We start from the raw sequence: 23144 nt of genomic DNA on the forward strand, positions 1-23144 counted from the left end.
GCATTTAAATCGTCTGTCTTTCGCATCATGGAAGCCTGCCAATGACAATGAAAACTCCCCCATCGCTTGACGAAGAACCTGTCAGATTAAATGTCCCGGTATTTTTCGGTTCAGCGGCAGTGATCCTGCTGCTGGGATCGCTGATTGTGCTGTTTCCCGCCGACAGCAAACAGTGGTTGAATGTCGCGCAAAGCTGGGTGGCCGATGTGTTCGGCTGGTATTACATGCTGCTGATGGTCGCCTGCATGGCGTTCGTGTTCTGGCTGGCGCTGTCGCGCTTTGGCCATATTCGCCTGAGCCAGGATGACGAGCCGCCGCAGTTCAGCTACCCCTCCTGGGTGGCGATGCTGTTCTCGTCGGGCATCGGTATTGCGCTGGTGTATTACGGCGCCTATGAGCCGCTGGATCACTTCCTGTCGCCACCGGAAGGCAGCGGCGGCAGCGTACAGGCGGCGCGGCAGGCGATGGCGCTGACCTTTTTACACTGGGGGCTGCACGGTTGGGCGCTGTATGCGTTGATCGCCACCGCGCTCGCCTATTTCGCCTATTGTCGCGGTTTGCCGCTGGCGCTGCGTTCGGCGCTGTACCCGATCTTCGGCGAGCGTATCCACGGTGGCGTCGGCCATCTGGTGGACAGCTTCGGCATTCTGGTGACGGTTATCTCGATGGTGACCAACCTGGGGATCGGCGCGCTGCTGGTGAACTCGGGGCTGTTTTACCTGTTCGACATCCCGCAAAGCACCGGCGTACTGCTGGCGCTGATCGTGGTGATGATGGTGGTGGCCACGCTGGCGGCGGTCACCGGCGTCGAGAAGGGCATTGCCATGCTGTCGAACATCAACGTCGGCTTCTTGTGCCTGCTGCTGCTGTTCGTGTTTCTGGCTGGCCCGACGCTGAACCTGCTCAACGGCATGTTGCAGAACCTCGGGGATTATCTGACCTCGCTCGTCAGCCGCAGCTTTGATATGTATCTGTACGGCAAGGCGCGCCAATGGCAGGGTGCCTGGACGCTGTTTTATTGGGCCTGGTGGGTGGCGTGGGCGCCGTTCGTCGGGCTGTTTATCGCACGCATTTCCAAAGGCCGCACCATCCGTGAACTGATCTTCGGCGTGTTGCTGATCCCGCTCGGGTTCACGCTGGCGTGGCTGTCGATCTTCGGCAATACTGCCATCAGCCTGGTGCTGGAAGGCGGGCAGGCGATCCTGGGGCAGGTAGCGCAAAGCGATCCGCCGATGGCGGTGTTCAAGCTGTTCGAATACCTGCCCTATACCCAGCTGACCGCCGGTTTCGTGGTGGTGATAAGCTTTGTGCTGTTCCTGACGCCGGTCGACTCCGGCACGCTGATGATAGCTAACCTCTCCTGCCAGGGCGGTTCCGCGCACGATGACGCGCCGGCCTGGCTGCGAGTGTTCTGGGCGGCGGTCACCACGCTGGTGTGCGCCGGGTTGCTGTACGCCGGCAGTTTCAGCGCGATGCAAACCGCGGTGGTGCTGTGCGGCCTGCCGTTCTCGGCGGTGATCGTGCTGTACATGGTCAGCCTGCGCAAGGATCTGCGCGGTTACGCCATGACGCCGGCGATCCCCTGAGGCGGTTTATTCGTCCGCGCGCGGCCGATGATGCACGTACTCGACAATCGTGCCGTCCGGCAGGCGCGCATTGAAACAGGCGCCGGTGGGCACTTCCACCGGGCCGAAGAAGATCTCGGCTCCGGACGCCAGCAGCCGCTGGTGGTAAGGGTAAATGTCATCGACCAGCAGCGTGCCGACGGTGCTGCGAAAAGGGCGCAGGTTTTCTTCCGCGCCTTCCAGGATCAGAAACGGTCCTACCGCTGCCAGCACCAACCGATGCTCGGGAAAGTCGAAACGCATATCCGCTTCCACGCCGTGCAGCTGCTCGTAAAACGCGATGGCGCGGTCAATCTCGCCTTCGTCGACGTAGACCCGGATCAGCACGCGCGGCTCGCGCAGCGATGAAGAGTCGGCGGTTTTGCGCCAAAAGCCCGCTTCTGTCAGTTTTGCCGTCATTGCTCATTCCTCATGGTGGCTCGTTTCCCCGTCATCATGCCGCCGTTTGGCCGCAGGGATTAGACTGAGTTGTTATGAACTAGCAGCGGCGGAAATAAAAAAGCCCCGGTAACGGGGCAAAGACCAGCTCAGGTCGGAATAGCGGGCTAAAGCGGGCGTCAGGCGCGATGGAATTCCGGTAACACCAGTTGGCCGATCTCCTGCATCGTCTCTTCCAGCGGCCGCTGGTTGCGGCGGAAATGCAGGCCGATGTGGTTGACCCCGGCGTCACGCATGGCGCTCAGTTCCTGAATCAACCCATTGCGGCCGCTCTTGATGCCGAAGCGATGGCGCTGAATCGGCGCGTCGGCGTTATCTGTGAGGTCGAGATGAATAAAGCTGACGTAGGGTTTGTCACCGGCCACGTTACGCCAGAGTTTGACCCGCGAAACGTGGTCCGCAGGCGTGCCGGGATACGACAGCCAGCCATCCATATTTTTTCCCACCCACTCAGGCGTTTGTTGCGCCAGCCCGGCGACCAGCAGCGGCGGCGGCGGCGTGGCCGGCAGCAGGCGCAATCCAGGCTGGAGCGCGCTGTCGGCTTCCCCTTTGAGAATGCCGACGCTGGTGCGAAAGCGTTCACCGCGCGCGGCGTAATCGGCGCCGAACAGCGGGTATTCCACAGGGCGATCGCCGCTGGCGACGCCGAGCAGCAGACGATCGCCGCTCAGCGTTTGCAGCGTGGAAGCCGCTTTGCGTACCAGCCACGGCTGGCGCAGCGGCAGCACCACGGCCGCGGTGCCCAGCAGAATATTGCGCGTCAGGCTGGACAGGTAGCCGAGGTAGGTAAAGGTCTCAAACACCTGCGCGGCGTCGCCGAAGTCCGGATCGTACAGCGGCACGTCGCGAACCCAGGCGGCGCGAAAGCCGAGCTCATCGGCCAGCTTGATGCGCGCAGCGTGTTCGCTCATGTCCGGCACGCCGAACGGTCGCCCATCCTGCTGGCGTTTCAGCTGCCCGCTGGTGGACCAATCGTTGTCCAGCGGCAACTCGATGCCGATGGAAAGCGGCTCCCGGGTTAGTTTTTCGATGCTCATGTGTCACTCCGTCTCTGGCCTTGCGGCGCGGTGTCGAACGATGGCACGAAGTGTTGCATGGCGCTTAATTGAGATAAACAGCCCTAATCGCAATAGATAATTGCTGTTGCGAGCATAATTACTTTGCAGGATACGGCATGATTGCCGTGATTTACGTCACGCTCTGCGCTTTTGTTATTGTCCAGATTAAATGATGTAACCCTGCCAATAGCCTTTCCCTCGTAAGAGTTATTTTGTTGTGCGGTAATAAAATAAAACGAAATGATTCAATAGATAAAAACGAATCCGAATGCTGCCTATCGTTAACTGAAAGGGGATGACAAATTAATAAACCTGAAGAGTTAATGGTGAGATTATTCACAGATGGCGTGAAAATAGGCGTTTTTAACCGCGGGAAAATACCCGTTATTATTTTATTGTCTGTAAAAACAAAGTGATAAAATATCTGATTGTGATAATTCTATTTTAAAATAGTACCGGATAAAAACTTCATTCGTCTCTAAGAAAGCGCCGGTTGACAGACCGCCGGCTTGCGATAATTTTATGTCATTAATATGTTAATGAGTTGTTGTCGTGACGGAGGGCCAATGTTTCTCTTGGCCGAGCGCTTAATACACTTATGCCATGGCGGGTCGCCATTCATAAGTTAACTTATGGACAAATGACGCTATGAATACATCGCCAGGGCCTCGCCGCGCATTAAGTGAAGAGAACCGGTTGCTGATTATTTTGTTTTTCGTCTTCGGCTGCGTGTTCGTCGATCGTCTGACCATCTCGTTTCTGTTTCCGATGATTGCCGCCGACCTCAAGCTCAGCAACGTGCATCTCGGCACGCTGTCGGCGGTGCTGGCATTGACTTGGGCGCTGTCTGGCGCGGGGCTGGGGGCGATAGCCGATCGCTTTAATATCCGCAAACCGATGCTGATCCTGTCGATCCTGGTGTTTTCGCTGTTCTCCGCGTTGTCGGGATTGGTCAGCGGGTTTGCCATGCTATTGATCTTCCGGGCGCTGATGGGGATCGCCGAAGGGCCGGTTTTGCCGATCGCGCAATCGTTGATGGTGGAAAAATCGCAGCCGCAGCGCCGCGGTTTCAACATGGGATTGATCCAGGGCGCGGCGCCGGGGCTGCTGGGCGGCATTATCGCGCCGCCGCTGATCATCTATCTGGCGCAGAAGTGGGGCTGGAGCATGGCGTTTCACCTGACCGCCGTGCCGGGCATCATTCTGGCGTGGTTGATCTATCGCCATGTGAACGGCAAAAAAGATCCCGCCTTTATCGCCGCGCCGGCGACCGGTAAGGCGGCGGGCAAAGCCGCTTACGGCGAGCTGTTCAAAATCAAGAACGTGGCGCTGTGCATTCTGATTTCCTGCGTGTTCGTCACCTGGTTCATGATCATCATTACCTTCACCCCTAACTTTTTGGTGACCGACCGTGGCTTCGGTGAAGGCACGATGGGCGGCATCATGAGCGCCATCGGCGCCGCCTGGGTCTTCTGGGGCGTGGCGGTACCGGCGATCTCCGATCGCCTTGGGCGCAAACCGACGCTGATTTTCTTTTCGCTGCTGGCGGTGTGCTGCCCGCTGTTCCTGAGCTACGTCGACAACCCGTGGCTGCTGGGCGTGCTGGTGTTCCTGTCTTATACCGGCCTCGGCTGCTTCACGCTGTTTATGGCCACCATCCCGTCTGAAACGGTATCGCCAGCCCGTATTGCCACCGCATTAGGGCTGGTGATGGGGATCGGCGAGGTGATTGGCGGCTGCCTGGCGCCGTTTATCGCCGGGCTGATCGCCGATCGCTATGGCCTGGTCAGCGTGATGTGGCTGGCGGCTGCCGGCGCGGTCTGCGCCGGCGTACTGAGCTGTTTTCTCGATGAAACTGCACCCGCGGTGGTGAGCCGCAGAACGGTGAAACCGGCGAGCGTCGCCGACGTGTAAGACGGTTTTATCCCATTCAATCAAGGAGAGCGAAGATGTCAGCAGAACAATCCGTACTGAATCAAAATGCCGAACCGGACTGGAAGAATTACGACGATTTCGCACGCGGCATCGACACCAACCGGCTGCTGGGCACCCAGGACTGGCGCGGCAAAACGTTGCAGATCGCCTTTGAAGACGGCGGGGACTTCACGCTGCGTTTCAGCGCCGATCGGCAACGGGTGCTCTGGGCCTGGGGCGGGGAGAGCGGCGAGGACGCTTACGAAGAGGTGCAAACCTCCGCCGCACGCTATTTCTTCAATATTCCGCTGCAGTCGCCGGGCAACGAATGCCTGACGCTGGTGCTCAACCGCGACAGCGGCCGGGCGCTGCTGGTGCGCAGCACGCTACTGCCTGAACATGCGGTAGAAAAGGGGTCTCGCCTCAAGCAAAGCTTCCACGTTGGGCTGATTGCAGGCGTCACGCCGGGCGGCATCGCACCGCATTTGACCCGCGAGCTGATCGGCTATCGCACGCTGAACGTCTACAGCCCCAACCATTACTACGAGCACTTCTACGTCAACACCGAGCGCTACGCCTGGCAAAACCTGCGCGGCGAACAGTTCGGCCACGGCGACATGGACTACGCCACTTACTACAAGTTTGAGGATGAGATGTTCCTGTTCACCTTCCGGGAAAAGATTATCCCGGTGTGCTCGGTGTTCTTCTTCGACTTTATCTCCGGACGCTGCACCGGCACCTTCCTCGGGCTGGACGCCGCCGGCCGGGTGCTGGTGTCACCGGCCGGGGCATTCATCAGCAAGATGAGCTACAACGCGTACCCGGAGGGCGTGCAGCCGCTGTGAATCAGGCGTTTCTGACCAGCGATCCGGCGTTGATCTCCGTGATGGATTTCGCGCCGGTGAGCGTCATAGCGACGCGCATTTCCTTGTCGATCAGATCCAGCAAGTTGGCCACCCCGGCTTCGCCCGCCGCCGCCAGCGCATAGACGAAGGCGCGCCCCAGCAGCACGCTGTCGGCGCCCAGCGCGATCATGCGCACCACGTCCAGGCCGCTGCGGATGCCGGAGTCGGCCAACAGGGTAATGTCGCCTTTCACTGCGTCGGCGATCGCCGGCATGGCGCGCGCGGTCGACAGCACGCCGTCCAGCTGGCGGCCGCCGTGGTTGGAGACGATGATGCCGTCGGCGCCGAAGCGCACCGCGTCTTTGGCGTCTTCCGGATCCAGAATGCCTTTGATGATCATCGGGCCGTCCCAGAATTCGCGGATCCACTCCAGATCTTTCCAGGAAATCGACGGATCGAAGTTGGCGCCCAGCCAGCCGATGTAGTCTTCCAGGCTGGTCGGTTTGCCGCGGTAGGCCGAGACGTTGCCCAGATCGTGCGGCTTGCCGAACAGGCCGACATCCCAGGCCCACTGCGGATGGGTAAACGCCTGCAGCACGCGGCGCAGGGCGGCGTTAGGGCCGCTCATTCCCGAGTGGGCGTCGCGGTAACGGGCGCCGGGCACCGGCATGTCGACGGTAAACACCAGCGTTTTCACGCCGGCGGCCTTGGCGCGCTCCAGTGCGTTGCGCATAAAGCCGCGATCTTTCAGCACGTAGAGCTGGAACCACATCGGCCGCTCGATCGCCGGCGCTACCTCTTCGATCGGGCAGACCGACACGGTGGACAGCGTGAACGGAATGCCTTTTTTGGCCGCGGCACGCGCGGCCTGCACTTCGCCGCGGCGGGCGTACATGCCGGTCAGCCCCACCGGCCCCAGCGCTACCGGCATCGCCAGCTGCTCGCCGAACAGCGTGGTCTCCAGGCTGAGTTCGGACATATTGCGCAGCACGCGCTGGCGCAGGGCAATATCGGCCAGATCTGCGGTATTGCGCTTCAGCGTATGCTCCGCGTAGGCCCCGCCGTCGATGTAGTGAAACAGAAACGGCGGCAGTTTGGCCTGGGCGGCGGCCCGGTAGTCGGTTGACGCGGAGATGATCATAGTGTTTACCTTCTTGTCTTGCTTGCGATAACGAGTGTTCAGTCAGAGCGTGAGGATCGCTGCCATACCGGCCGCAATCCCGCCGTACGCCAGCATCGGCAGCACGGTCTTTCTGATGATTTTGCCTTCGGCGTTACCGATCCCGAGGATCGAACAGACCGCGATAATGTTGTTCAGGCACACCATGTTGCCCATGGCGCCGCCGACGGACTGCAGGGCCAGCGTCAGATTGACGTCAAGGCCGCTGCTCTGGGCGATCGATTGCTGAATACCGCCGAACGTCAGGTTCGAAACGGTATTGGAACCGGAGAAGAACGAGCCCAGCGCACCGAGGAACGAAGAGAACAGCAGCCAGCTCTCGCCGGTCAGCGCCGCCAACGCTTTCCCGATCAGGATCACCGGCGCGTTGTCGCCGCCCTGCATCATCAGGTTGACCATCACCAGCGCGCCGAAAAGCGCGATAAAGGGCCGCGCGATGCGCCCGCCGGTTTCGCTGAACATTTGCCGCACCTGGCCGCCATTCAGACGGAACAGCGGAATACACAGCACCACCACCAACAGGAACGGGATCAGCGCCGGGACATACAGCGTTTTGTAGCCGGCGGCGGCGGAGGTGCCCAGTACCTGCTGCAGTTCGACGATCAGCGCCTGGCTAATGCGCAGCTCCCCGAGCCAGCCGAGGTTTTCCTGCCACAGCAGCGTGGTGTTGTTGAGCAGCGCCTTCAGGCCCAGCTGATGCACGCGCGTCACTATCAGAATAGCAATCAGTAGCAGGGTCGGGGTCATGGCCTTGACCACCTGCAAGAACGGCACTGCCTGCCCGGCGTTCTGCAGTTTGTCGCTGCGGGCGAGACCGATGCCGCCGCGTGCCAGCAGCACCGAGAGCACCAGGCCGATGGCGCCGCCGACCAGCGCCGGGAACTCATAGTTCACCTGGGCCAGCAGCAGATAGGGCAGGGTGCAGCTCAGCACGCTGAGCAGGATAAACGGCAGGTTACGGCGGATATCCTGCCAGGAAACGATAAAGCGCAGCGCCAGCAGAGGAATAACGAAGCCGGCGATGAAGTGGATCAGCGCGGTTTGCCGGCCGATCTCCAGCAGGCTGGCGTCCGACAGGCCGAGATTGGCAAAGCCGAACCAGGTGGGGGTGCCCACGGCGCCGAAGGAGACCGGTACCGAGTTCATTACCAGCGTCAGCAGGGCGACGCGCAGCGGGTTGAAGCCCAGCCCGACCAGAATCGGCGCGGCGATGGCGGCCGGGGTGCCGAAGCCGCTGGCACCCTCGATCATAAAGGCGAATGCCCAGCCGATAATCATCAGCTGAGCCACGGGATTGGGGCTGATGGTTTCCAGCCAGCGCCGCACCACGTTTTCCGCGCCGCTTACCTGCATCAGTTTGTTGAGCAGGATGGCGCCGGCGATGATGGTGATCGGCGTCAGCGTCGACACCAGCGCGGTGATGATATTCGCATGCAGCAGCCGCAGCGAGGCATCGAACCACAGGAGCTGTACGGCATACACCGCGGCGGCCGTCAGCGGCAGGGCGAGATAAGAGGGCACGCCATTCCTTTTGGTCATCATCCAAATCAGTAGGACGATGGGCGCAATACTAAAAAGCAGGGGCATAAGATCCTCAGGGTTATTATTTTTATGGGCAGAGATATGTAGCTGAAAGGTTAATTACCGCAACATTTTCATTCTAATCACAACGTTGGTGACGATGTCATGCGGTAATTTTTTAACATCGGCGAACGGCGTCGGCGGTGAGAAAATCGCCGGTAGAAGGGGTTAAATTAATTGATTTAAAATCAGTGTGATAGGGATCTTTGCTGTGTGATGAGTGCGCGAGCTCACATTAATTAGGCGCTAATGTTCAATAGATTATGTCCAAAAATGCCGTAATCCCCGCGGTCTTTTGCGGCAGCGGGGAAATAATCAGAGAGGACCATTCAGAAGTAGTGGCTGATATTTTGGTAGGAACCGATGATATGTTCGATCAGCAGGCGAGTTTTTAACGGCAGATTGCGGGTGTAAGGATAGACGGCGTAAATGCCCAATACCTTGCCGCAGTGGCCGGCCAGGATCTCCGTCAGTTTGCCGTCCTGCAAATCCTCATACACCATGCAGCGCGGCACCATGGCGATGCCGTGGCCGCCGATCACCGCTTTGCGGATCGCCCGCGCATTGTTGGCCGACAGGTTGCCGTTAACCTGCAGCTCGTAGATTTCGTTGCGCCCCGGCCGTTTCATCAGCCAGTTGGCGGTGCCGCTCTCCTGGTAGGTGTAGGTCAGGCAATTGTGGCCGAGCAGGTCTTCGGCGCTGCGCGGTTCCGGGTGGCTTTTCAAATAGCCCGGCGAGCAGACGATCACCCAGCGGGAATCGAAGATCGGCCGGGCAATCAGGCTCGAATCTGGCATAGTGCCGGTACGGATCGCCAGATCGATGCCTTCTTCCACCAGATCGACGAAGCGGTTTTCCAGCCGCATTTCGACCTTTAGACTGGGATGCAGTGCGCAAAACTCCGCCACGCTCTCGCTCAGCAGCAGCTCGCCCGAAATGGTCGGCACCGACATGCGGATGGTACCGGTTAATTCTTCGCTTTTTTCGCTGACGGCGTACAGTGCCTCCTGCACTTTGGCGCCGATCTCTTTGGCCTGTTGGTAGAGCGCCTGGCCGCTTTCGGTCAGCGTCAGGCTGCGCGTGGTGCGGTACAGCAGCCGGGCGCCCAGGGATTTCTCCAGCCGCCCGATGCGTTTACTGACCACCGAACTGGTGATGCCGGCGCTCTCCGCGGCCTTGCTGAACGAGCCGTAGTCGACAATCAGGGCGAACAGAATCAGGTCGTTGGCGTATTCGTGAGTGGCGAGCATAATCGGCTGTTCCCTTCAGCGGATAGAGGCGTCAGTGTAAGTCTCTCGTTTCAATAAGCAATCATCAAAATGCCCTTGGCGTCGAAATCAGAGGCTGCGCGAGCAATGAGAATTCGTCTTGATCTCATTCTCGTGCCGCTTACAATGCCTGCCAGATCGCGACTTCAGAGGTTTTTTCATGGAACTGCTACGGGTGGTTTATCACCAGTATCGTTGGCCATTTCTGGCGGTTATGGCATTGACCATGACCAGCGCCGGCTTAGGCATCGGTATTATTGCGTTTATCAATCAATACCTGATGGACGCCGGCGGCGATGCGTTGGCCGTACTGCCAATGTTTCTCGCCCTGCTGGCATTGCTGATGGCGGTCACGCTGGGATCGCAATTGGCGCTGACGACATTGGGCCATTACTTCGTCTACCGCCTGCGCGGGCAGTTAGTGAAGCGCATCCTGGATACCGATATTGAACGCCTTGAACAGTTAGGCAGCGCCTCATTGTTGGCGAGCCTGTCCAGCGATGTCCGCAATATCACCGTCGCCTTCGTGCGCTTGCCCGAACTGGTGCAAGGGGTGATTTTAACCTTGGGGTCGGCGGCCTATCTGGGGTGGTTATCGCCGAAAATGTTGGCGGTGACGGCGGTGTGGGTCGCCGTCACCGTGGTGGGCAGCGGCTGCCTGGTCTCGCGGGTTTATCGCCATATGGCCAGTTTGCGCGAGTCGGAAGAGCGTCTCTATCATCATTACGAATCGGTGATTGACGGTCGCAAGGAACTGACGTTAAACCGCAAGCGAGCGCAGGCGCTGTACGAACAGACCTATCAACCCGATGCGCAAGCTTACCGCCACCATATCATTCGCGCCGATACCTTCCATTTGAGTGCGCTCAACTGGTCAAATATCATGATGTTAGGCGCGATTGGGCTGGTGTTCTTTATGGCTAACAGCCTGGGATGGGCGGACTCGGCGGTGGCTGCCACCTATTCCCTGACGCTGCTGTTCTTGCGCACGCCATTACTGCAGGCGGTGGGGGCGTTTCCGACGCTGGTCAGCGCCGAAGTCGCCTTCAACAAGCTGAAGACGCTGCACTTGGCCGAGTACCAACCGGCGTTTCCTGTCGCCGCCTGCCGTTCCTGGCAGACGCTGGAGCTGCGTGACGTGGTTTTTCACTATGCAGATAAGGAACAGCAGCCCGGTTTTGCCGTCGGGCCGCTTAATCTGACGCTGCGGCGTGGCGAGCTGGTCTTTTTGATCGGCGGCAACGGCAGCGGCAAGTCAACGCTGGCGATGCTGTTGACCGGATTGTACCGACCGGTGAGCGGCCACATCGTGCTGGATGGCGTCGCCCAGACCGCGGCGGATATGCCGGACTACCGCCGGCTATTTTCGGCGATTTTCACCGATTTTCATCAGTTCGATCGTTTACAAGGGCCGGAAGGCGGTGAACCCGATGCGAAGCTGGTCGCCGCCTGGCTCGAGCGGTTGAATATGAAAAGCAAACTGCAGTTCGACGGCACCAGGGTGACCAACCCGCAACTGTCGCAGGGGCAGCGCAAGCGTCTGGCTTTGCTGCTGGCGGTGGCGGAACAGCGCGATATCTTGCTGTTGGATGAATGGGCCGCGGATCAGGATCCGCAATTCCGGCGCATTTTCTATCGTGAACTATTGCCAGAACTGCGTGCGCTGGGCAAAACGGTGTTTGCCATCAGCCATGACGATCACTATTTCGAATACGCCGATCGGTTGCTTGAGATGCGCTCGGGTCATTTACGTGAGCTGACCGGCAGCGAGCGTGAACATGCCAGCCGGGATTCCGTCAGCAGAATCGGTTAACTCACGCCGGCCCGGGCGAGACCAAAGCGGGCCGGTGCTTCTCTTCGTATGATCCCAGTATGTCGTTTCATTTTATCCCCCGCCTTTAGCGCTGTCTGTTGTCGATTTGGCTTACGGCCAGTCAAATAATTGATAGTTGAATTATTTACCAGTGGTTTAATTTTGACCTTTCAAGGTATGACACACTGCACGTTCGTTCGCCTATCAATTCAAGTTATCGCCTGCCGATAACAGTGATATCCACGGTGCCGTTCTTACCAGGGCGGTAATGCAGATCTATGGCTAGCAGCTGTTTTTTAAATTTCCATAGGAAAAAACGACTTTATTGATCGTTAAAACAGATCGATAATTAATGTTTGAATGGTTTAATCTATTGGTTGAGGGCGCTGTGGTGAGCAAGGATGGATCTGATATCAAACGTAGAGCATGGCTGTGTGTGTTTATCGGTAGCGGGCTATTCTGGCTGTTAACCGCCGCCGTGATTTACTGGTTACTGAGTTAGCAGGTTAAGCAGGAAGGCGATTCGTGAACAAAAAGCAGGCTAAAAACCGTGAGGGCGCTGAGCGTCGCGCACCGTCCAAAATTCCGCCGTCATGGGTGCTGAGCGATGAGCAGCGCGCCTTTATTGAAGATTTATGGCAGGACACCGACTCTGAGGCGGCGCGGCCCCCATCGCGCCGCAGCGTTAGCTGATCACGCGGCTGCGGCCGGCCAACGCGCCGAACAGCATTTGCAAGACGGTCAGGCACAGCAGGGCGATCAACGGCCAGCGCCAGCCTTCCGTCAGATCGTGCAGTAAGCCAAATAGGGTGGGCCCCAGCGCCGCTAACAGATAACCGACGGATTGCGCCATACCCGACAGCAGCGTCGCCTGATGATGATGCTGACTGCGCAATCCAAAGAACGACAGCGCCAGCACCAGCGAACTCCCCGCCCCCAACCCGGCAAACGTCAGCCACACCAGTGAACTGGCGGGTTGCACCAATAATCCCCCGACGCCGATGAAGATCAGCAGCGAGCTGCCCAACGCTATTGCCCGCTGATCGCGCGCACGCGGCAAAATCACCACCATGACAAAGTTGGCGACGATTGCCACCACCTGGTAAACGAACAGTTCGAAACCCGCCTGCTGAGCGGAGGTGCCGTGGCTGGCGGCAAAGGCGCTGAACCAGCCGATGATGGTGTAGAAGGCGATCGATTGCAGCCCCATGAACATCGCTACTTGCCAACCCAGTGCGCTGCCCCAGGGAGAGCGATAGCGTTGCAGCTCTGTTGGCTGCGGCTCTTTGGGGACGGGGGTGGCGGAGCGCCGCAGCTGCGGCAGCCACACCAACAGCGCCAGCAGCGCGGGCAAACCCCAACACAGCAAAGAGAACCGCCAGCCGAGGTTGGCCAGGGAGGCCAGTGGCACGGCCAGGCCGGAAGCGATGGCGGCAACCAGTGACATCACCGCCGCATAGGCAGCGATCATCGCGGCGGCGCGATGTGGGAAATCTCTTTTCACCAGCGTTGGCAGCACCACGTTGGCGAAGGCGATGGCGGCGCCGATCAGGACGCTGCCCGGCCAGAGCATGGCGTCTTGCGGCAGGGAACGTAGCACGATACCGCAGACCAGCAGCGCGAGGGCCAGGCCCAGGGTGCGCTCGATGCCGATGCGTTTCGCCAGCGCTGGGGTCAGCGGCGAGAGAACGGCGAACAGGATCAGCGGCAGTGAGTTGATCAGACCGGCGGCGGTGGCGGACAACGCCAGCTGTTGCTGGATCTGCTCCAGCAGCGGGCCGACGCTGGTCAGGGCGGCGCGCAGGTTGGCCGCGATCAGCATAATGCCGACGATCAGCAAAATAGGGCGGTGTAACCGGCGACGCGGGGTCGCGGTGGATGAAGCGGGTTGCGGCATGGGTTCCTCGCACCAGGGCATGCAGTCAATCAGCGCTGCATGGCGTGATGCGTTGATTGACGTTAACGCTTACGTACCGACAAGGGGCCGATATCTGATCGCCAGTGTAGGGAAGATGGCTCGTACTGACAAGGGGATGGCCCAGCGGGATGGTGGCGGTTAATCCCCGCCGGCCGCAGGATAATTATCATTATGTGATCCTGGTCACTGAGTGAACTAAAAGTCATGGCGTGGGGCGCACCATGCGTCGCTTTCGCTTTCCGTGCAGCCCACGTCTCAGCGCTCCGGGGGTTAGCGCTCGTCATGGCATTTCATTTTTCTCCCATTCCACTTTTTGCTTTTCGATTCGTTTCGATTCGAAAGGTTTTTTGGCGGTTTTTTTGCTAAAACGGGGCTGTAAGCCCGATCACAATTTCATTGCTTTCGCTTTGCTGTAATGCCAGCGCAGTAGAGCGAAAGCCATCTTCTCCCCGGCGTTGCCGGAAACCTGAGGACCGCAGCTCATGCCAGTGAATACCGCAAAGCGACGTGAACACATCATCGATCTGTTATGCGAGCACGGCAGCGTGCGCGTGGAGCAGCTCAGTAAGCAGTTTGCGGTATCCACGGTGACGATCCGCAACGATCTGCGCTTTCTGGAACGAAAAGGGTGTGCGCTGCGCGCTTACGGCGGCGCAATGCTCAATCAGCAATTCGCTTTCGATCGGCCGTTGCGGGACAAAGGGCGGTTGAATCGCGACGTCAAAACGCTGATCGCCAACGCGGCGGCCGGCTATGTGCGCGATGGCGATGCGTTGATCCTCGATTCCGGTTCCACCACCGCGCAGATCGTGCCGTTCCTGAAGGGGCGGCGCGATCTGGTGGTGATGACCAATGCGCTGAACATTGCCTACGAGCTTTCGGGAAACGACGGGGTGGAAGTCATGGTGCTGGGGGGCAGCGTGCGCCGCAACTCTTACTCGCTCTACGGTCCGGCTGCCGAGCAGCAATTGCGTCAGTACCGCTTCGACAAACTGTTTTTGGGCGTCGACGGGTTCGATCTGAGCGCCGGCATCACCACGCCTCACCCCGGTGAGGCGCATCTCAATCGCGTGATGTGCGAGGTGGCACGCGAGATTATCGCGGTGGCGGATGCCAGCAAATTCGGTCGCAAGAGCTTTTGCATGATTCGCGAAGCCGGACAAATCCATCGGCTGATCACCGACAGCCGTCTTCCGGACGATTACGAGCGGGCGTTAACCGAACTGGGCGTGGAGGTCATCATCGCCGATCGGTAGCAGGGCGCCTGCATGGGGGCTTCATGCAGCAGTTGTTACAGCTTGTCGAGCAGCACAAGGCCGGTATGCCGGTCGGGATCTTTTCCGTCTGTTCCGCCCATCCCTGGGTTCTGAAGGCCGCGCTGCGGCAGGCCAAAGCGCGCGGCACGCCGGTATTGGTGGAGGCGACGTCCAACCAGGTTAATCAATTCGGCGGCTATACCGGCCAAACGGCGGCCCAGTTCCGCGATGCGCTGTGGCGCCTGGCGGATGAAGTGGGCCTGGCGCGCGAGCGCGTGTGGCTGGGTGGCGATCACCTGGGGCCCAACGCTTGGCAAGATCGCCCGGCTCAGGAGGCGATGGCGCTGGCGGAAACCTTGATCGACGATTACGTTCGCGCCGGATTTCGCAAAATTCACCTCGATTGTTCCATGTCGTGCGCCGGCGATCCCTCGCCCCTGGGGGATGCCACGGTCGCCGAGCGTGCGGCGCGCCTGTGCGCGGTGGCGGAGCGGGCCTGGGCGCAGAGCGGCGGCGAAGCGCCGGTCTATGTAATCGGCACCGAAGTGCCGGTCCCGGGCGGCGCGCAGGAGGCGCTGGCGGGTCTGCAGGTCACCACGCCGCAGGCGGTGGCGCAAACGCTGGAAACGCACCGCATCGCCTGGCAAAAAGCCGAGCTGAACGATGCCTGGCAGCGAACTATCGCGCTGGTGGTACAGCCGGGCGTCGAGTTCGATCACCACAGCGTTGAGCATTACCAACCGCAGCGCGCCGACGCATTGAGCCACTTCATCGAAAGGCAGCCGGGCATGATCTATGAAGCGCACTCTACGGACTACCAACCACCGCAGGCCTACCGCCAACTGGTGCGCGATCACTTCGCCATCCTGAAGGTGGGGCCGGCGCTGACCTTCGCGCTGCGCGAAGCGCTGTTCGCCCTCGATCGCATCGAGCGTGAATGGCTGGGGGAACGCCAGTCGGCGCAGCTGTGCGCCACGCTGGAGCAGGTGATGCGCGAGCAGCCGCAGCAGTGGAGCCGCTATTACCACGGCACGCCGCACCAGCAGTATCTCGATCGCCACTACAGCCTGAGCGATCGGGTGCGTTACTACTGGCCGCAGCCGCAGGTGCAGCAGGCCGTCGACGGGTTGCTGGACAACCTGCGCCGCAGCCCGGCACCGCTGGCGCTGCTCAGCCAGTACCTGCCGGATCAGGCGCGGGCGCTGAACGCCGGCGAATTAAGCGCCGATCCGCAGGAGTGGGTGCTGCATAAAGTGACGCAGGTGCTCGACGATTACCATGCCGCCTGTTACCCGGAGGGCCGCTGACATGCCGAACATTTTAATGACCCGCATCGACAATCGCCTGGTGCACGGCCAGGTGGGTGTGACCTGGACCAATACCCTCGGCGCCAACCTGGTGGTGGTGGCCAACGACGAGGCCGCCGCCGATCCGGTGCAGCAGAACCTGATGGACATGGTGGTGGCGGAAGGGGTGCAGACCCGCTACTTCACGCTGCAGAAAACCATCGACGTGATCCACAAGGCGGCGGACAGGCAGAAGATTTTTCTGGTGTGCAAAACACCGCAGGACGTGTTGACGCTGGTGCGCGGCGGGGTGCCGATCCGTTTCGTCAACGTCGGCAATATGCACTTCGCCGAGGGGAAGCGGCAGGTGCACAAAACGGTGTCGCTGGACGACGGCGACGTGGCCGCGTTCCGCGCGCTGGCGGCGCTGGGCGTGGAGTGCGAAGTGCGCCGGGTGCCGGATGAGGCGGGTGAGGCGATCGGCAAATTGCTCTTTTGAGCCTGGGGGGAAGCATGTTGACGGATGCGTTATTGATTGCGCTGTTGGCCGGATTGGCGGGGGTTGACCTGTTCGACGGTCTAACCCACTTCCACCGGCCGGTGGTGATGGGGCCGCTGGTGGGGCTGATTTTGGGTGACGTCTACACCGGCTTGCTGGTGGGCGGGACGCTGGAGCTGGTGTGGATGGGGATGGTGCCGCTGGCGGGCGCCCAACCGCCGAACGTGGTGATCGGCGGGGTGATCGGCACCGCGTTCGCCATTCTGACCAAGGCCGATCCTAAAGTGGCGATCGGCGTGGCAGTGCCGTTCTCGATTGCGGTGCAGGGCTGCATCACGCTGCTGTTTACGCTGTTCTCACCGATGATGCACCGCTGCGATCGCATGGTGAAAGAGCTGAACTGGCGCGGCATCGAACGGGTGAACTATCTCGGCATCAGCATCCTGTTCATCTTCTATTTCGTGGTGGCGTTCCTACCGATTTACTTCGGCGCCGACGCGGCCAGCGCCATGGTGCAGAAAGCGCCGGGCTGGCTGCTGGACGGGCTGGCGGTGGCGGGCGGCATGATGCCGGCGATCGGTTTCTCGCTGCTGATGAAGGTGATGATGAAAAAAACCTACGTGGCCTATTTTATCCTCGGTTTCATCTCGGTCACGTTCCTCAAGCTGCCGATCCTGGCAGTGGCGCTGGGCGCCCTGGCGATCGCTTTGATTGATTTCTTCAACACGCAACGCGGCGCGGCAGAGGCGACCGCCCGGCCCGCTCCGCAGGAGGACGCCGAAGATGGCATTTAACGATTCCGACGATCTGCTGGCGCAAAAGGCCGAGCAGCGCATGGCGCAGGCGCTGGCCACCAGCCAGGTGGAGCAGGACGACTATCTGGACAGCCAGCCCGCCGAGGCGCTGACGCGCGGCGACATCAACCGCATGGCCTGGCGTTCGCTGCTGCTGCAGGCGTCGTTCAACTATGAACGCATGCAGGCGGGCGGCTGGCTGTATCAGCTGATCCCTGGGCTGCGCAAGATCCACCGCAACCCGCAGGATCTGGCCAACTCGATGAAGATGCACATGGAATTTATCAACGTGCACCCGTTCGACGTCACCTTCCTGTCCGGCCTGGTGCTGGCGATGGAGCAGAACAAGGAGAAAATCTCCACCATTCGCGCGGTGAAAGTGGCGCTGATGGGGCCGCTCGGCGGTATCGGCGACGCGCTATTTTGGCTGACGCTGCTGCCGATCTGTGCCGGGATAGGCGCTTCGCTGGCGTTGGAAGGGAGCTTGTTCGGGCCTATCGTCTTCCTGCTGCTGTTCAACCTGTTTCATTTCGGCCTGCGTTTTGGGCTGGCGCACTACGGCTATCAGGCCGGCACCAGCGCGCTGGCGCTGCTGAAGACCCACACCCGGCGCATTTCTCACGCCGCGTCGATCGTTGGCATGACGGTGATCGGCGCGCTGGTGGCGTCGTATGTGCACCTGTCCACGCCGCTGGTAATGCATGCCGGCAAGGCCAGCGTGGCCTTGCAGACCGACGTGCTGGACAAGTTGATGCCCAATTTATTGCCGCTGTGTTTCACGCTGCTTATTTTCTTCCTGATGAAGCGCGGATTCTCACCGGTGAAGCTGATAGGCGTCACCGTAGCGATTGGCGTAGTGGGCAAATTTATCGGCATTTTGTGAGGAGCGAGCGATGCCAGGCATTGTGATTACCGGCCACGGCGGTTTTGCCACCGGGCTGTTGCAGGCGGTGGAACAGGTGGTGGGGCCGCAGCGGCACTGCGCGGCGGTTGATTTCCCCGAACAGATGAGTACCGCGCAGCTCAGGGACGCCCTACGCTCGGCGCTGGCTGCGGTGATGCAGCCGGACGGCGTGGTGTTCCTGACCGATATGCTCGGCGGTTCGCCGTTTCGCAGTGCCTGCGAACTGGCGGATGAGCAGGGCGATTGCGAAGTGCTCACCGGCGTCAATATGCAGCTGGCGGCGGAAATGATGCTGGAGCGCGACGGGTTGAGCCTGGATGAGTTTCGCGAGGTGGCGCTGGCGTGCGGCAAACGGGGCCTGACCAGCCTGTGGCATGAGCGCCGCCGAGTGAAGTGCGAAGACGTGCAGACCGACGGCATCTGAACAAACGCCGGGCGCGGTAGCGCCCGGCTCTGCGGGTTATACCGGCAGCGGGCTCAGCGCCAGGCGCGCCGGTTGATCTTCGCTGCGGCTGAAGCGCCAGCAGGTCTGGTGGTACTTCGCCACGCTGTTGCGGTGCGCCACGCTGATCAGCGTCACGTCCGGCAGTTCATCCACCAGCAGGCAGTACATCAGTTGCTCGGTTTCGTCGTCCAGCGCGCTGGTGGCTTCGTCGAGGAACAGGATGTTCGGGCGGATCAACAGGGCGCGGGCGAACGCCAGCCGCTGTTGCTCACCCGGCGACAGGCGATGGCTCCAGTTGGCGGCGGTATCCAGCCAGCGCTGCAGGTGCTTCAGGCGGCAGTTTTCCAGCACCCGCATCAGCTGTTCGTCGCTGTATTCTGACGCCAGGCTCGGGTAGCTCAGCGCCTCGCGCAGCGTGCCGATCGGAATGTAGCTGCGCTGGGGCAGGAACAGCGTGTTGGCGTTGGCCGCCACCCCGATGGCGCCCGCGCCGTAAGGCCAGATACCGGCGATGGCCCGCAGCAGCGTCGACTTGCCGCAGCCGGAAGGGCCGACGATCAGCAGGCGATCGCCGCGTTGCAGCGTCATCTCGGCACCGGTCAGCAGCGGCTGACCATCGGGCAAGTTCAGGCTGAGGTTATCCAGTGTTAACGGGTGGGCGGTATCTTTCCGCAGCTGAATGCCGCGCGGCTGATGGTGAACCTGATCGACGGCGGCGTTGAAGCCGGCCAAACGGTTAACGCAGGCTTTCCAAGTCGCCAAGTCGTTAAACGCGTCGATAAACCACGACAGCGCCCCCTGTACCTGGCCGAAGGCCGAGGCGATCTGCATCAGGCCGCCCATCTGAATGGCGCCGGAGAAGTAGCGCGGCGCGGCCACCAGCAGGGGAAACACGATGGCGAACTGGCTGTAGAAGTTGGTGGCAATGTTCAGCCGCCGGGTGATGCGCATAATTGCCCACCAGTTGCTGCGAATGGTGTCAAAACGATCGCCTAGCTGCTGTGCCTCGCGCGGTTCGCCGTGGTACAGCGCGATGGCGTCGTTGTTTTCGCGGATGCGGATCAGGCCGAAACGGAAGTTCGCCTCGTACCGTTCCTGGTTGAAGCCCAGCATGACCAGCGGTTTGCCGACCCACCAGATCAGCAGCGATCCCAGCACCGCATACAGCAGCGCGAACCACACCATATAGCCGGACAGCGTGATGGCGTGCTGACCGAGCGCGAAGGTCATCGGCCCGCTGACGTGCCATAAAATGTCGATAAAGGAAAACAGCGTCACCAGGCTGGAGAGCAGCCCGAGTGACAGCGACAGGGTATATTGGGTCAATACGTTGAGATCTTCCGTGATACGCTGATCGGGGTTATCGACGATCTGTTGCTGCTCGGTGTGATAATACGCCTGGTGCGCCAACCACTTCCCCATGAACTTTTCCGTCATCCAGCGCCGCCAGCGCATCTGGAGCCCCTGGGTGAGGTAGATCTTGTAGACCGCCAACACGATAAAAATCAGCGCCAGATAGGTAAAGCGCCACAGCTGCGCCTTGAACACCGGGTAGTTTTTGTTCTGCAACGCATCGTAGAACACCTGGTTCCACTGGTTGATCAGCACGCTGATATAGACCAGGCCGAGTGACAGGATGACGATGGCGATCAGCATCATCCAGGCGCGCCATCGTTCCTCCGACACCCAAAAGGGTTTGATCAGCTGCCACACGGCGTGTTTCTGCAAGGGGGTTGCGTTCATAACGGCTCGATAATTGCGGTATTTCGTTCAGCATGGGCTGCGGGCCGGTAACAAACAAACCGTGACTGTAAGCAGTTTTAACTCCGCTAACCGTTTGAAATAAAGCGGCTGAATCGCCGGCAGCGTGCAGCTGGGCGCAATTGCGGCATACACTCCGGCGCCGGGCGGTTATACTGGCGCCGAATTTTTGCAGAAAGGATAAACGATGAAGGCTTGGTTTCCTCTGTTGCTGACCTGCGGCGTCTTCGCCAGCGCCCGGGCCTGGGCGCACATTGACGAGCCGGACATCGCCGCCGACTGCCAAAAGGTGGCGAGCTACGCCGAACTGGGAAAAAAGGCCTATCAGCGGCAGGATTACGCTAAAGCCGCCGACATCTTTCGCGATCAGGCGGCCTGGAGCGAGTTTTGCGGCCTGAGCGAGCAGGCTGTCGCCACGGCTTACAACAACGTGGCGTTGTCGCTGATGCACGCCGGCGAATTGCTCAAGGCGCAGGCCTATCTGGCGCTGGCGCCGCACGATGACAAATCGCAGCACAACATGAGCCTGTTGCGCCAACGCCTGGCGCAGTGGCCACAGCCGCAGGGGCCGGCCGGCGTGTATTGGCAATACGCCGGGCGCGGCGTGTGGAGCGAAGTGACAGTGAAGCCGCAGGGCGAGCGCTGGTTGATCGCGTTTTCCGGCTACGCCATGCCGCAGATGGGGCTGTATTACGGGCCGAACATGGGCGACTTCACCGCCGAGCTGCCGATCGAACACGGCAAGGCTGTCTACCACCAGCATGAAGCGGAAAGCGCGCAGGTCTGCGACGTGACAATGGCGTTTGGCAAACAAGCGCTGGAGATGCACACGCGGGGGGATTGCGGGTTCGGTCACAACGTGCGGGCGGAAGGGCGGTTCGTGCGGGTCGAATGACCCGCCCCGGCGATCGGGGCGAGAAGGGTTACGCCAGCGCGGCGGCGCCCAGCAGGTTTTTCCAGGCTTCCACATTGCCCAGATAGTTGCCGGCCGGCAGCAGATGCAGGCGGCCTTCGCTATCCTGCAGCGCAAAGGTCGGGAAGCCCTGGCCTTGCACTTTGGCGAGCAGCGCCCGGCTTTCCGCGATGTGTTGCGCGGTCGGCGCGCCGCTGCTAAAGCGCATTTCGGCGATAAACGCCGCCGAAGGCAACCCCAGCTCTTTCGCCAACGCTTCCAGCACCGGCGTGTCGGCGATGCGCCGGCCTTCCTGGTAGTGCGCCCGCTGAATGCGGTGCAGCATATCCAGCCCGCGTCCCGCCAGTTTCTCCGCCGCCAGGATTGCGGTGATCGGCGGCTCGGAATCCATCACTGCCGTGGTGTCGCGCAGCAGGCCGTTGAAATAGGCTTCGCCAAAAGGCTGGCCCGTCATCTCGGCGATGCGTTTGTCGTGCGGAATGACGTAGTTGCGCCATTCGTCGGTGATTTGGCGGCGGTTGTTGCCGGTCATCATGCCGCCGGCGTGCGGCACGACCTTCAGCCCGGGGAGGCTCTGAGCCGCTTTCACCAGCGGCGTGGCGCCGTAGCACCAGCCGCACAGCGGATCGAAAATATAATGCAGAGTGGTTTCGGTCATTTTTACTCCTCGCTTGGCGCGCGGCAGTTCACCGCGGCGCCAGGGCTGGTTCAATCACGCAGGGGCGCTTATTGCGGCCACTTCATCTCGCCTTTCAGCACTTTTGCGCTCAGTTCCAGGCTCGATTCGTCTTTCAGCGTCGGGTAATGCTTTTTCATCGCTTCAATCAGCGCGGCGGAATCTTTGGCCTTCGGCAGTTCGGCTTCCAGCGTGGTCAGGTATTTTTGGGTAAAGTGCACCGATGCCAGCGTTTGCGCGGCGCCCGGCAGGAAGTGACCCGGTACGACGACCTGCGGCTTCAGCGCTTCGATATTTTTCAGCGTCTGCTGCCAGTGCTGGCGCGATTCCACGCTCTGGTTGTCGGCGATCCACGGATGGATATTGTCACCGGCGACCGCGACGCCGCCCACGACCGCTTTCAGCGCCGGGATCCACACGAAGGTGCGATCGGGGGTCGGGCCGTTCAAGCCTTTCACTTCCACTTTCTGGCCGTCGATGGTGAAGCTATCGCCTTGCAGCGGCTGCGGCACGATCACGGTTTTTGGCGCGTTGTCTTTCAGAATCGGGCCCCAGTAGGCAACTTTACCGTCTTTGGTCGCATTGATGTCTTTGATGGTGCCAGGCGAAGCGATGATTTTCGCCTCCGGGAAGGCCGCCTTGATCACGTCCAGACCGAAATAGAAATCCGGGTCTGAGTGGCTGATATAAACGGTGGTCAGCTTCTTGCCGGTCGCCTTGATCTTTTTCACCAGCTCTTCAGCATCATTACGCTGGAACTGAGCGTCGATCAGCGCCACTTCGTGTTTGCCGCTGACGATTTCGGAAGACACCGGGAACACGCTTTTTTCGCCCGGGTTATACACTTCCATGGTCAGGGTATCGGCAGCGGTGGCGTAAGTGCTCAGGGTGGCGACGCCGGTGAAGGCCAGAGTTAACAGTGATTTCTTAAACATGGGCAGAGGTCCTTAGGTATCGGTTAATGTTGTAA

General features: G+C 60.4%; 22 protein-coding genes. 13 read left to right on the top strand and 9 right to left on the bottom strand.

What is annotated here, in order from left to right; all coding sequences use genetic code 11:
- The first annotated feature begins 41 nt into the window (after nt 1-41).
- Nucleotides 42-1586 (top strand): BCCT family transporter, encoded by a 1545-nt coding sequence (locus N6G83_RS33815; RefSeq protein ID WP_197825313.1) that lies wholly within the window; start codon nt 42-44, stop codon nt 1584-1586.
- Nucleotides 1587-1592: 6 nt separating this feature from the next.
- Here N6G83_RS33815 and N6G83_RS33820 read toward each other — a convergent pair whose 3' ends face one another.
- Together N6G83_RS33820 and N6G83_RS33825 are read right to left on the bottom strand one after the other, a co-directional pair.
- Nucleotides 1593-2024, bottom strand: coding sequence for a VOC family protein (locus tag N6G83_RS33820; protein ID WP_049296182.1), 432 nt, complete (start codon nt 2022-2024; stop codon nt 1593-1595).
- 158 nt (nt 2025-2182) lie between these two features.
- On the bottom strand, nt 2183-3100 hold the full coding sequence (locus tag N6G83_RS33825) for a TIGR03571 family LLM class oxidoreductase (protein WP_025304096.1): 918 nt from the start codon (nt 3098-3100) through the stop codon (nt 2183-2185).
- Nucleotides 3101-3769: 669 nt separating this feature from the next.
- Here N6G83_RS33825 and N6G83_RS33830 point away from each other — a divergent pair.
- Complete coding sequence (locus tag N6G83_RS33830; protein ID WP_049206126.1) at nt 3770-5035, top strand: MFS transporter; 1266 nt, start codon at nt 3770-3772, stop codon at nt 5033-5035.
- Between the two features lie 35 nt (nt 5036-5070).
- Nucleotides 5071-5880: a molybdenum cofactor biosynthesis F family protein gene (locus N6G83_RS33835; RefSeq protein WP_260516152.1), complete on the top strand. Its 810-nt coding sequence runs from the start codon at nt 5071-5073 to the stop codon at nt 5878-5880.
- A 1-nt stretch (nt 5881) separates the two neighbouring features.
- Here N6G83_RS33835 and lldD read toward each other — a convergent pair whose 3' ends face one another.
- The 3 genes from lldD to N6G83_RS33850 all read right to left on the bottom strand — a co-directional run bounded on the left by lldD (nt 5882) and on the right by N6G83_RS33850 (nt 9891).
- A complete protein-coding gene (lldD, locus tag N6G83_RS33840) occupies nt 5882-7021 on the bottom strand; it encodes an FMN-dependent L-lactate dehydrogenase LldD (RefSeq protein ID WP_043139771.1) in 1140 nt (379 codons plus the stop codon).
- Nucleotides 7022-7063: 42 nt separating this feature from the next.
- Nucleotides 7064-8647 (bottom strand): L-lactate permease, encoded by a 1584-nt coding sequence (locus N6G83_RS33845; RefSeq protein WP_260516153.1) that lies wholly within the window; start codon nt 8645-8647, stop codon nt 7064-7066.
- Nucleotides 8648-8970: 323 nt separating this feature from the next.
- Nucleotides 8971-9891: a LysR family transcriptional regulator gene (locus tag N6G83_RS33850; RefSeq protein ID WP_025304091.1), complete on the bottom strand. Its 921-nt coding sequence runs from the start codon at nt 9889-9891 to the stop codon at nt 8971-8973.
- Nucleotides 9892-10069: 178 nt separating this feature from the next.
- Here N6G83_RS33850 and N6G83_RS33855 point away from each other — a divergent pair, with 178 nt between their 5' ends.
- From N6G83_RS33855 to N6G83_RS33865, 3 genes are all read left to right on the top strand, one after another.
- On the top strand, nt 10070-11722 hold the full coding sequence (locus tag N6G83_RS33855; protein WP_025304090.1) for a multidrug ABC transporter permease/ATP-binding protein: 1653 nt from the start codon (nt 10070-10072) through the stop codon (nt 11720-11722).
- Between the two features lie 388 nt (nt 11723-12110).
- The gene (locus N6G83_RS33860) at nt 12111-12224 is read left to right on the top strand and encodes a YmiA family putative membrane protein (protein ID WP_049232362.1); all 114 of its coding nucleotides are present in this window, start codon (nt 12111-12113) and stop codon (nt 12222-12224) included.
- A 23-nt stretch (nt 12225-12247) separates the two neighbouring features.
- Nucleotides 12248-12415, top strand: a complete 168-nt coding sequence (locus N6G83_RS33865) for a hypothetical protein (protein ID WP_167324577.1) — start codon at nt 12248-12250, stop codon at nt 12413-12415.
- Here the strand turns inward: N6G83_RS33865 and N6G83_RS33870 are convergent.
- On the bottom strand, nt 12408-13619 hold the full coding sequence (locus N6G83_RS33870) for a CynX/NimT family MFS transporter (RefSeq protein WP_043139780.1): 1212 nt from the start codon (nt 13617-13619) through the stop codon (nt 12408-12410). The two genes, N6G83_RS33865 and N6G83_RS33870, sit on opposite strands and share 8 nt — an antisense overlap.
- A 503-nt stretch (nt 13620-14122) precedes the next feature.
- Here N6G83_RS33870 and agaR point away from each other — a divergent pair.
- The 6 genes from agaR to agaF are packed head-to-tail and all read left to right on the top strand — an operon-like array spanning nt 14123 to nt 18803.
- Nucleotides 14123-14896: a transcriptional repressor AgaR gene (gene agaR, locus N6G83_RS33875; protein ID WP_004931804.1), complete on the top strand. Its 774-nt coding sequence runs from the start codon at nt 14123-14125 to the stop codon at nt 14894-14896.
- Nucleotides 14897-14919: 23 nt separating this feature from the next.
- Complete coding sequence (locus tag N6G83_RS33880) at nt 14920-16203, top strand: D-tagatose-bisphosphate aldolase, class II, non-catalytic subunit (RefSeq protein WP_043139785.1); 1284 nt, start codon at nt 14920-14922, stop codon at nt 16201-16203.
- A gap of 1 nt (nt 16204) precedes the next feature.
- Nucleotides 16205-16681 (top strand): PTS N-acetylgalactosamine transporter subunit IIB, encoded by a 477-nt coding sequence (agaV, locus tag N6G83_RS33885; RefSeq protein WP_019455696.1) that lies wholly within the window; start codon nt 16205-16207, stop codon nt 16679-16681.
- A 14-nt stretch (nt 16682-16695) separates the two neighbouring features.
- Nucleotides 16696-17475 (top strand): PTS N-acetylgalactosamine transporter subunit IIC, encoded by a 780-nt coding sequence (gene agaW / locus N6G83_RS33890; protein ID WP_019455697.1) that lies wholly within the window; start codon nt 16696-16698, stop codon nt 17473-17475.
- Nucleotides 17465-18358 (top strand): PTS system mannose/fructose/sorbose family transporter subunit IID, encoded by an 894-nt coding sequence (locus N6G83_RS33895; RefSeq protein WP_025304087.1) that lies wholly within the window; start codon nt 17465-17467, stop codon nt 18356-18358. Before agaW ends, N6G83_RS33895 begins: the two co-directional genes overlap by 11 nt.
- 10 nt (nt 18359-18368) lie before the next feature.
- The gene (gene agaF, locus N6G83_RS33900) at nt 18369-18803 is read left to right on the top strand and encodes a PTS galactosamine/N-acetylgalactosamine transporter subunit IIA (RefSeq protein WP_025304086.1); all 435 of its coding nucleotides are present in this window, start codon (nt 18369-18371) and stop codon (nt 18801-18803) included.
- Between the two features lie 36 nt (nt 18804-18839).
- On the opposite strand, the gene N6G83_RS33905 is transcribed toward agaF, so the two are convergent.
- Nucleotides 18840-20567, bottom strand: coding sequence for an ABC transporter ATP-binding protein/permease (locus N6G83_RS33905; RefSeq protein ID WP_260516154.1), 1728 nt, complete (start codon nt 20565-20567; stop codon nt 18840-18842).
- 205 nt (nt 20568-20772) lie between these two features.
- On the opposite strand from N6G83_RS33905, the gene N6G83_RS33910 reads away from it, so the two are divergent.
- A complete protein-coding gene (locus N6G83_RS33910; RefSeq protein ID WP_025304084.1) occupies nt 20773-21480 on the top strand; it encodes a hypothetical protein in 708 nt (235 codons plus the stop codon).
- A 28-nt stretch (nt 21481-21508) separates the two neighbouring features.
- Here the strand turns inward: N6G83_RS33910 and N6G83_RS33915 are convergent, their stop codons facing one another.
- Entirely contained in the window at nt 21509-22156 is a 648-nt protein-coding gene (locus tag N6G83_RS33915; protein WP_043139796.1) for a DsbA family protein, read from the bottom strand.
- 68 nt (nt 22157-22224) lie between these two features.
- Nucleotides 22225-23109, bottom strand: coding sequence for an MBL fold metallo-hydrolase (locus tag N6G83_RS33920; RefSeq protein WP_025304082.1), 885 nt, complete (start codon nt 23107-23109; stop codon nt 22225-22227).
- Between the last annotated feature and the right edge of the window lie 35 nt (nt 23110-23144).

The organism is Serratia sp. PL7, assembly GCF_945957435.1.

Excerpts from the sequence above, each read along its gene's own strand:
- N6G83_RS33815 (WP_197825313.1), top strand. The coding sequence starts at position 42 with ATGACAATGAAAACTCCCCCATCGCTTGACGAAGAACCTGTCAGATTA.
- N6G83_RS33820 (WP_049296182.1), bottom strand. The coding sequence starts at position 2,024 with ATGACGGCAAAACTGACAGAAGCGGGCTTTTGGCGCAAAACCGCCGAC.
- N6G83_RS33825 (WP_025304096.1), bottom strand. The coding sequence starts at position 3,100 with ATGAGCATCGAAAAACTAACCCGGGAGCCGCTTTCCATCGGCATCGAG.
- N6G83_RS33830 (WP_049206126.1), top strand. The coding sequence starts at position 3,770 with ATGAATACATCGCCAGGGCCTCGCCGCGCATTAAGTGAAGAGAACCGG.
- N6G83_RS33835 (WP_260516152.1), top strand. The coding sequence starts at position 5,071 with ATGTCAGCAGAACAATCCGTACTGAATCAAAATGCCGAACCGGACTGG.
- lldD (WP_043139771.1), bottom strand. The coding sequence starts at position 7,021 with ATGATCATCTCCGCGTCAACCGACTACCGGGCCGCCGCCCAGGCCAAA.
- N6G83_RS33845 (WP_260516153.1), bottom strand. The coding sequence starts at position 8,647 with ATGCCCCTGCTTTTTAGTATTGCGCCCATCGTCCTACTGATTTGGATG.
- N6G83_RS33850 (WP_025304091.1), bottom strand. The coding sequence starts at position 9,891 with ATGCTCGCCACTCACGAATACGCCAACGACCTGATTCTGTTCGCCCTG.
- N6G83_RS33855 (WP_025304090.1), top strand. The coding sequence starts at position 10,070 with ATGGAACTGCTACGGGTGGTTTATCACCAGTATCGTTGGCCATTTCTG.
- N6G83_RS33870 (WP_043139780.1), bottom strand. The coding sequence starts at position 13,619 with ATGCCGCAACCCGCTTCATCCACCGCGACCCCGCGTCGCCGGTTACAC.
- agaR (WP_004931804.1), top strand. The coding sequence starts at position 14,123 with ATGCCAGTGAATACCGCAAAGCGACGTGAACACATCATCGATCTGTTA.
- N6G83_RS33880 (WP_043139785.1), top strand. The coding sequence starts at position 14,920 with ATGCAGCAGTTGTTACAGCTTGTCGAGCAGCACAAGGCCGGTATGCCG.
- agaV (WP_019455696.1), top strand. The coding sequence starts at position 16,205 with ATGCCGAACATTTTAATGACCCGCATCGACAATCGCCTGGTGCACGGC.
- agaW (WP_019455697.1), top strand. The coding sequence starts at position 16,696 with ATGTTGACGGATGCGTTATTGATTGCGCTGTTGGCCGGATTGGCGGGG.
- N6G83_RS33895 (WP_025304087.1), top strand. The coding sequence starts at position 17,465 with ATGGCATTTAACGATTCCGACGATCTGCTGGCGCAAAAGGCCGAGCAG.
- agaF (WP_025304086.1), top strand. The coding sequence starts at position 18,369 with ATGCCAGGCATTGTGATTACCGGCCACGGCGGTTTTGCCACCGGGCTG.
- N6G83_RS33905 (WP_260516154.1), bottom strand. The coding sequence starts at position 20,567 with ATGAACGCAACCCCCTTGCAGAAACACGCCGTGTGGCAGCTGATCAAA.
- N6G83_RS33910 (WP_025304084.1), top strand. The coding sequence starts at position 20,773 with ATGAAGGCTTGGTTTCCTCTGTTGCTGACCTGCGGCGTCTTCGCCAGC.
- N6G83_RS33915 (WP_043139796.1), bottom strand. The coding sequence starts at position 22,156 with ATGACCGAAACCACTCTGCATTATATTTTCGATCCGCTGTGCGGCTGG.
- N6G83_RS33920 (WP_025304082.1), bottom strand. The coding sequence starts at position 23,109 with ATGTTTAAGAAATCACTGTTAACTCTGGCCTTCACCGGCGTCGCCACC.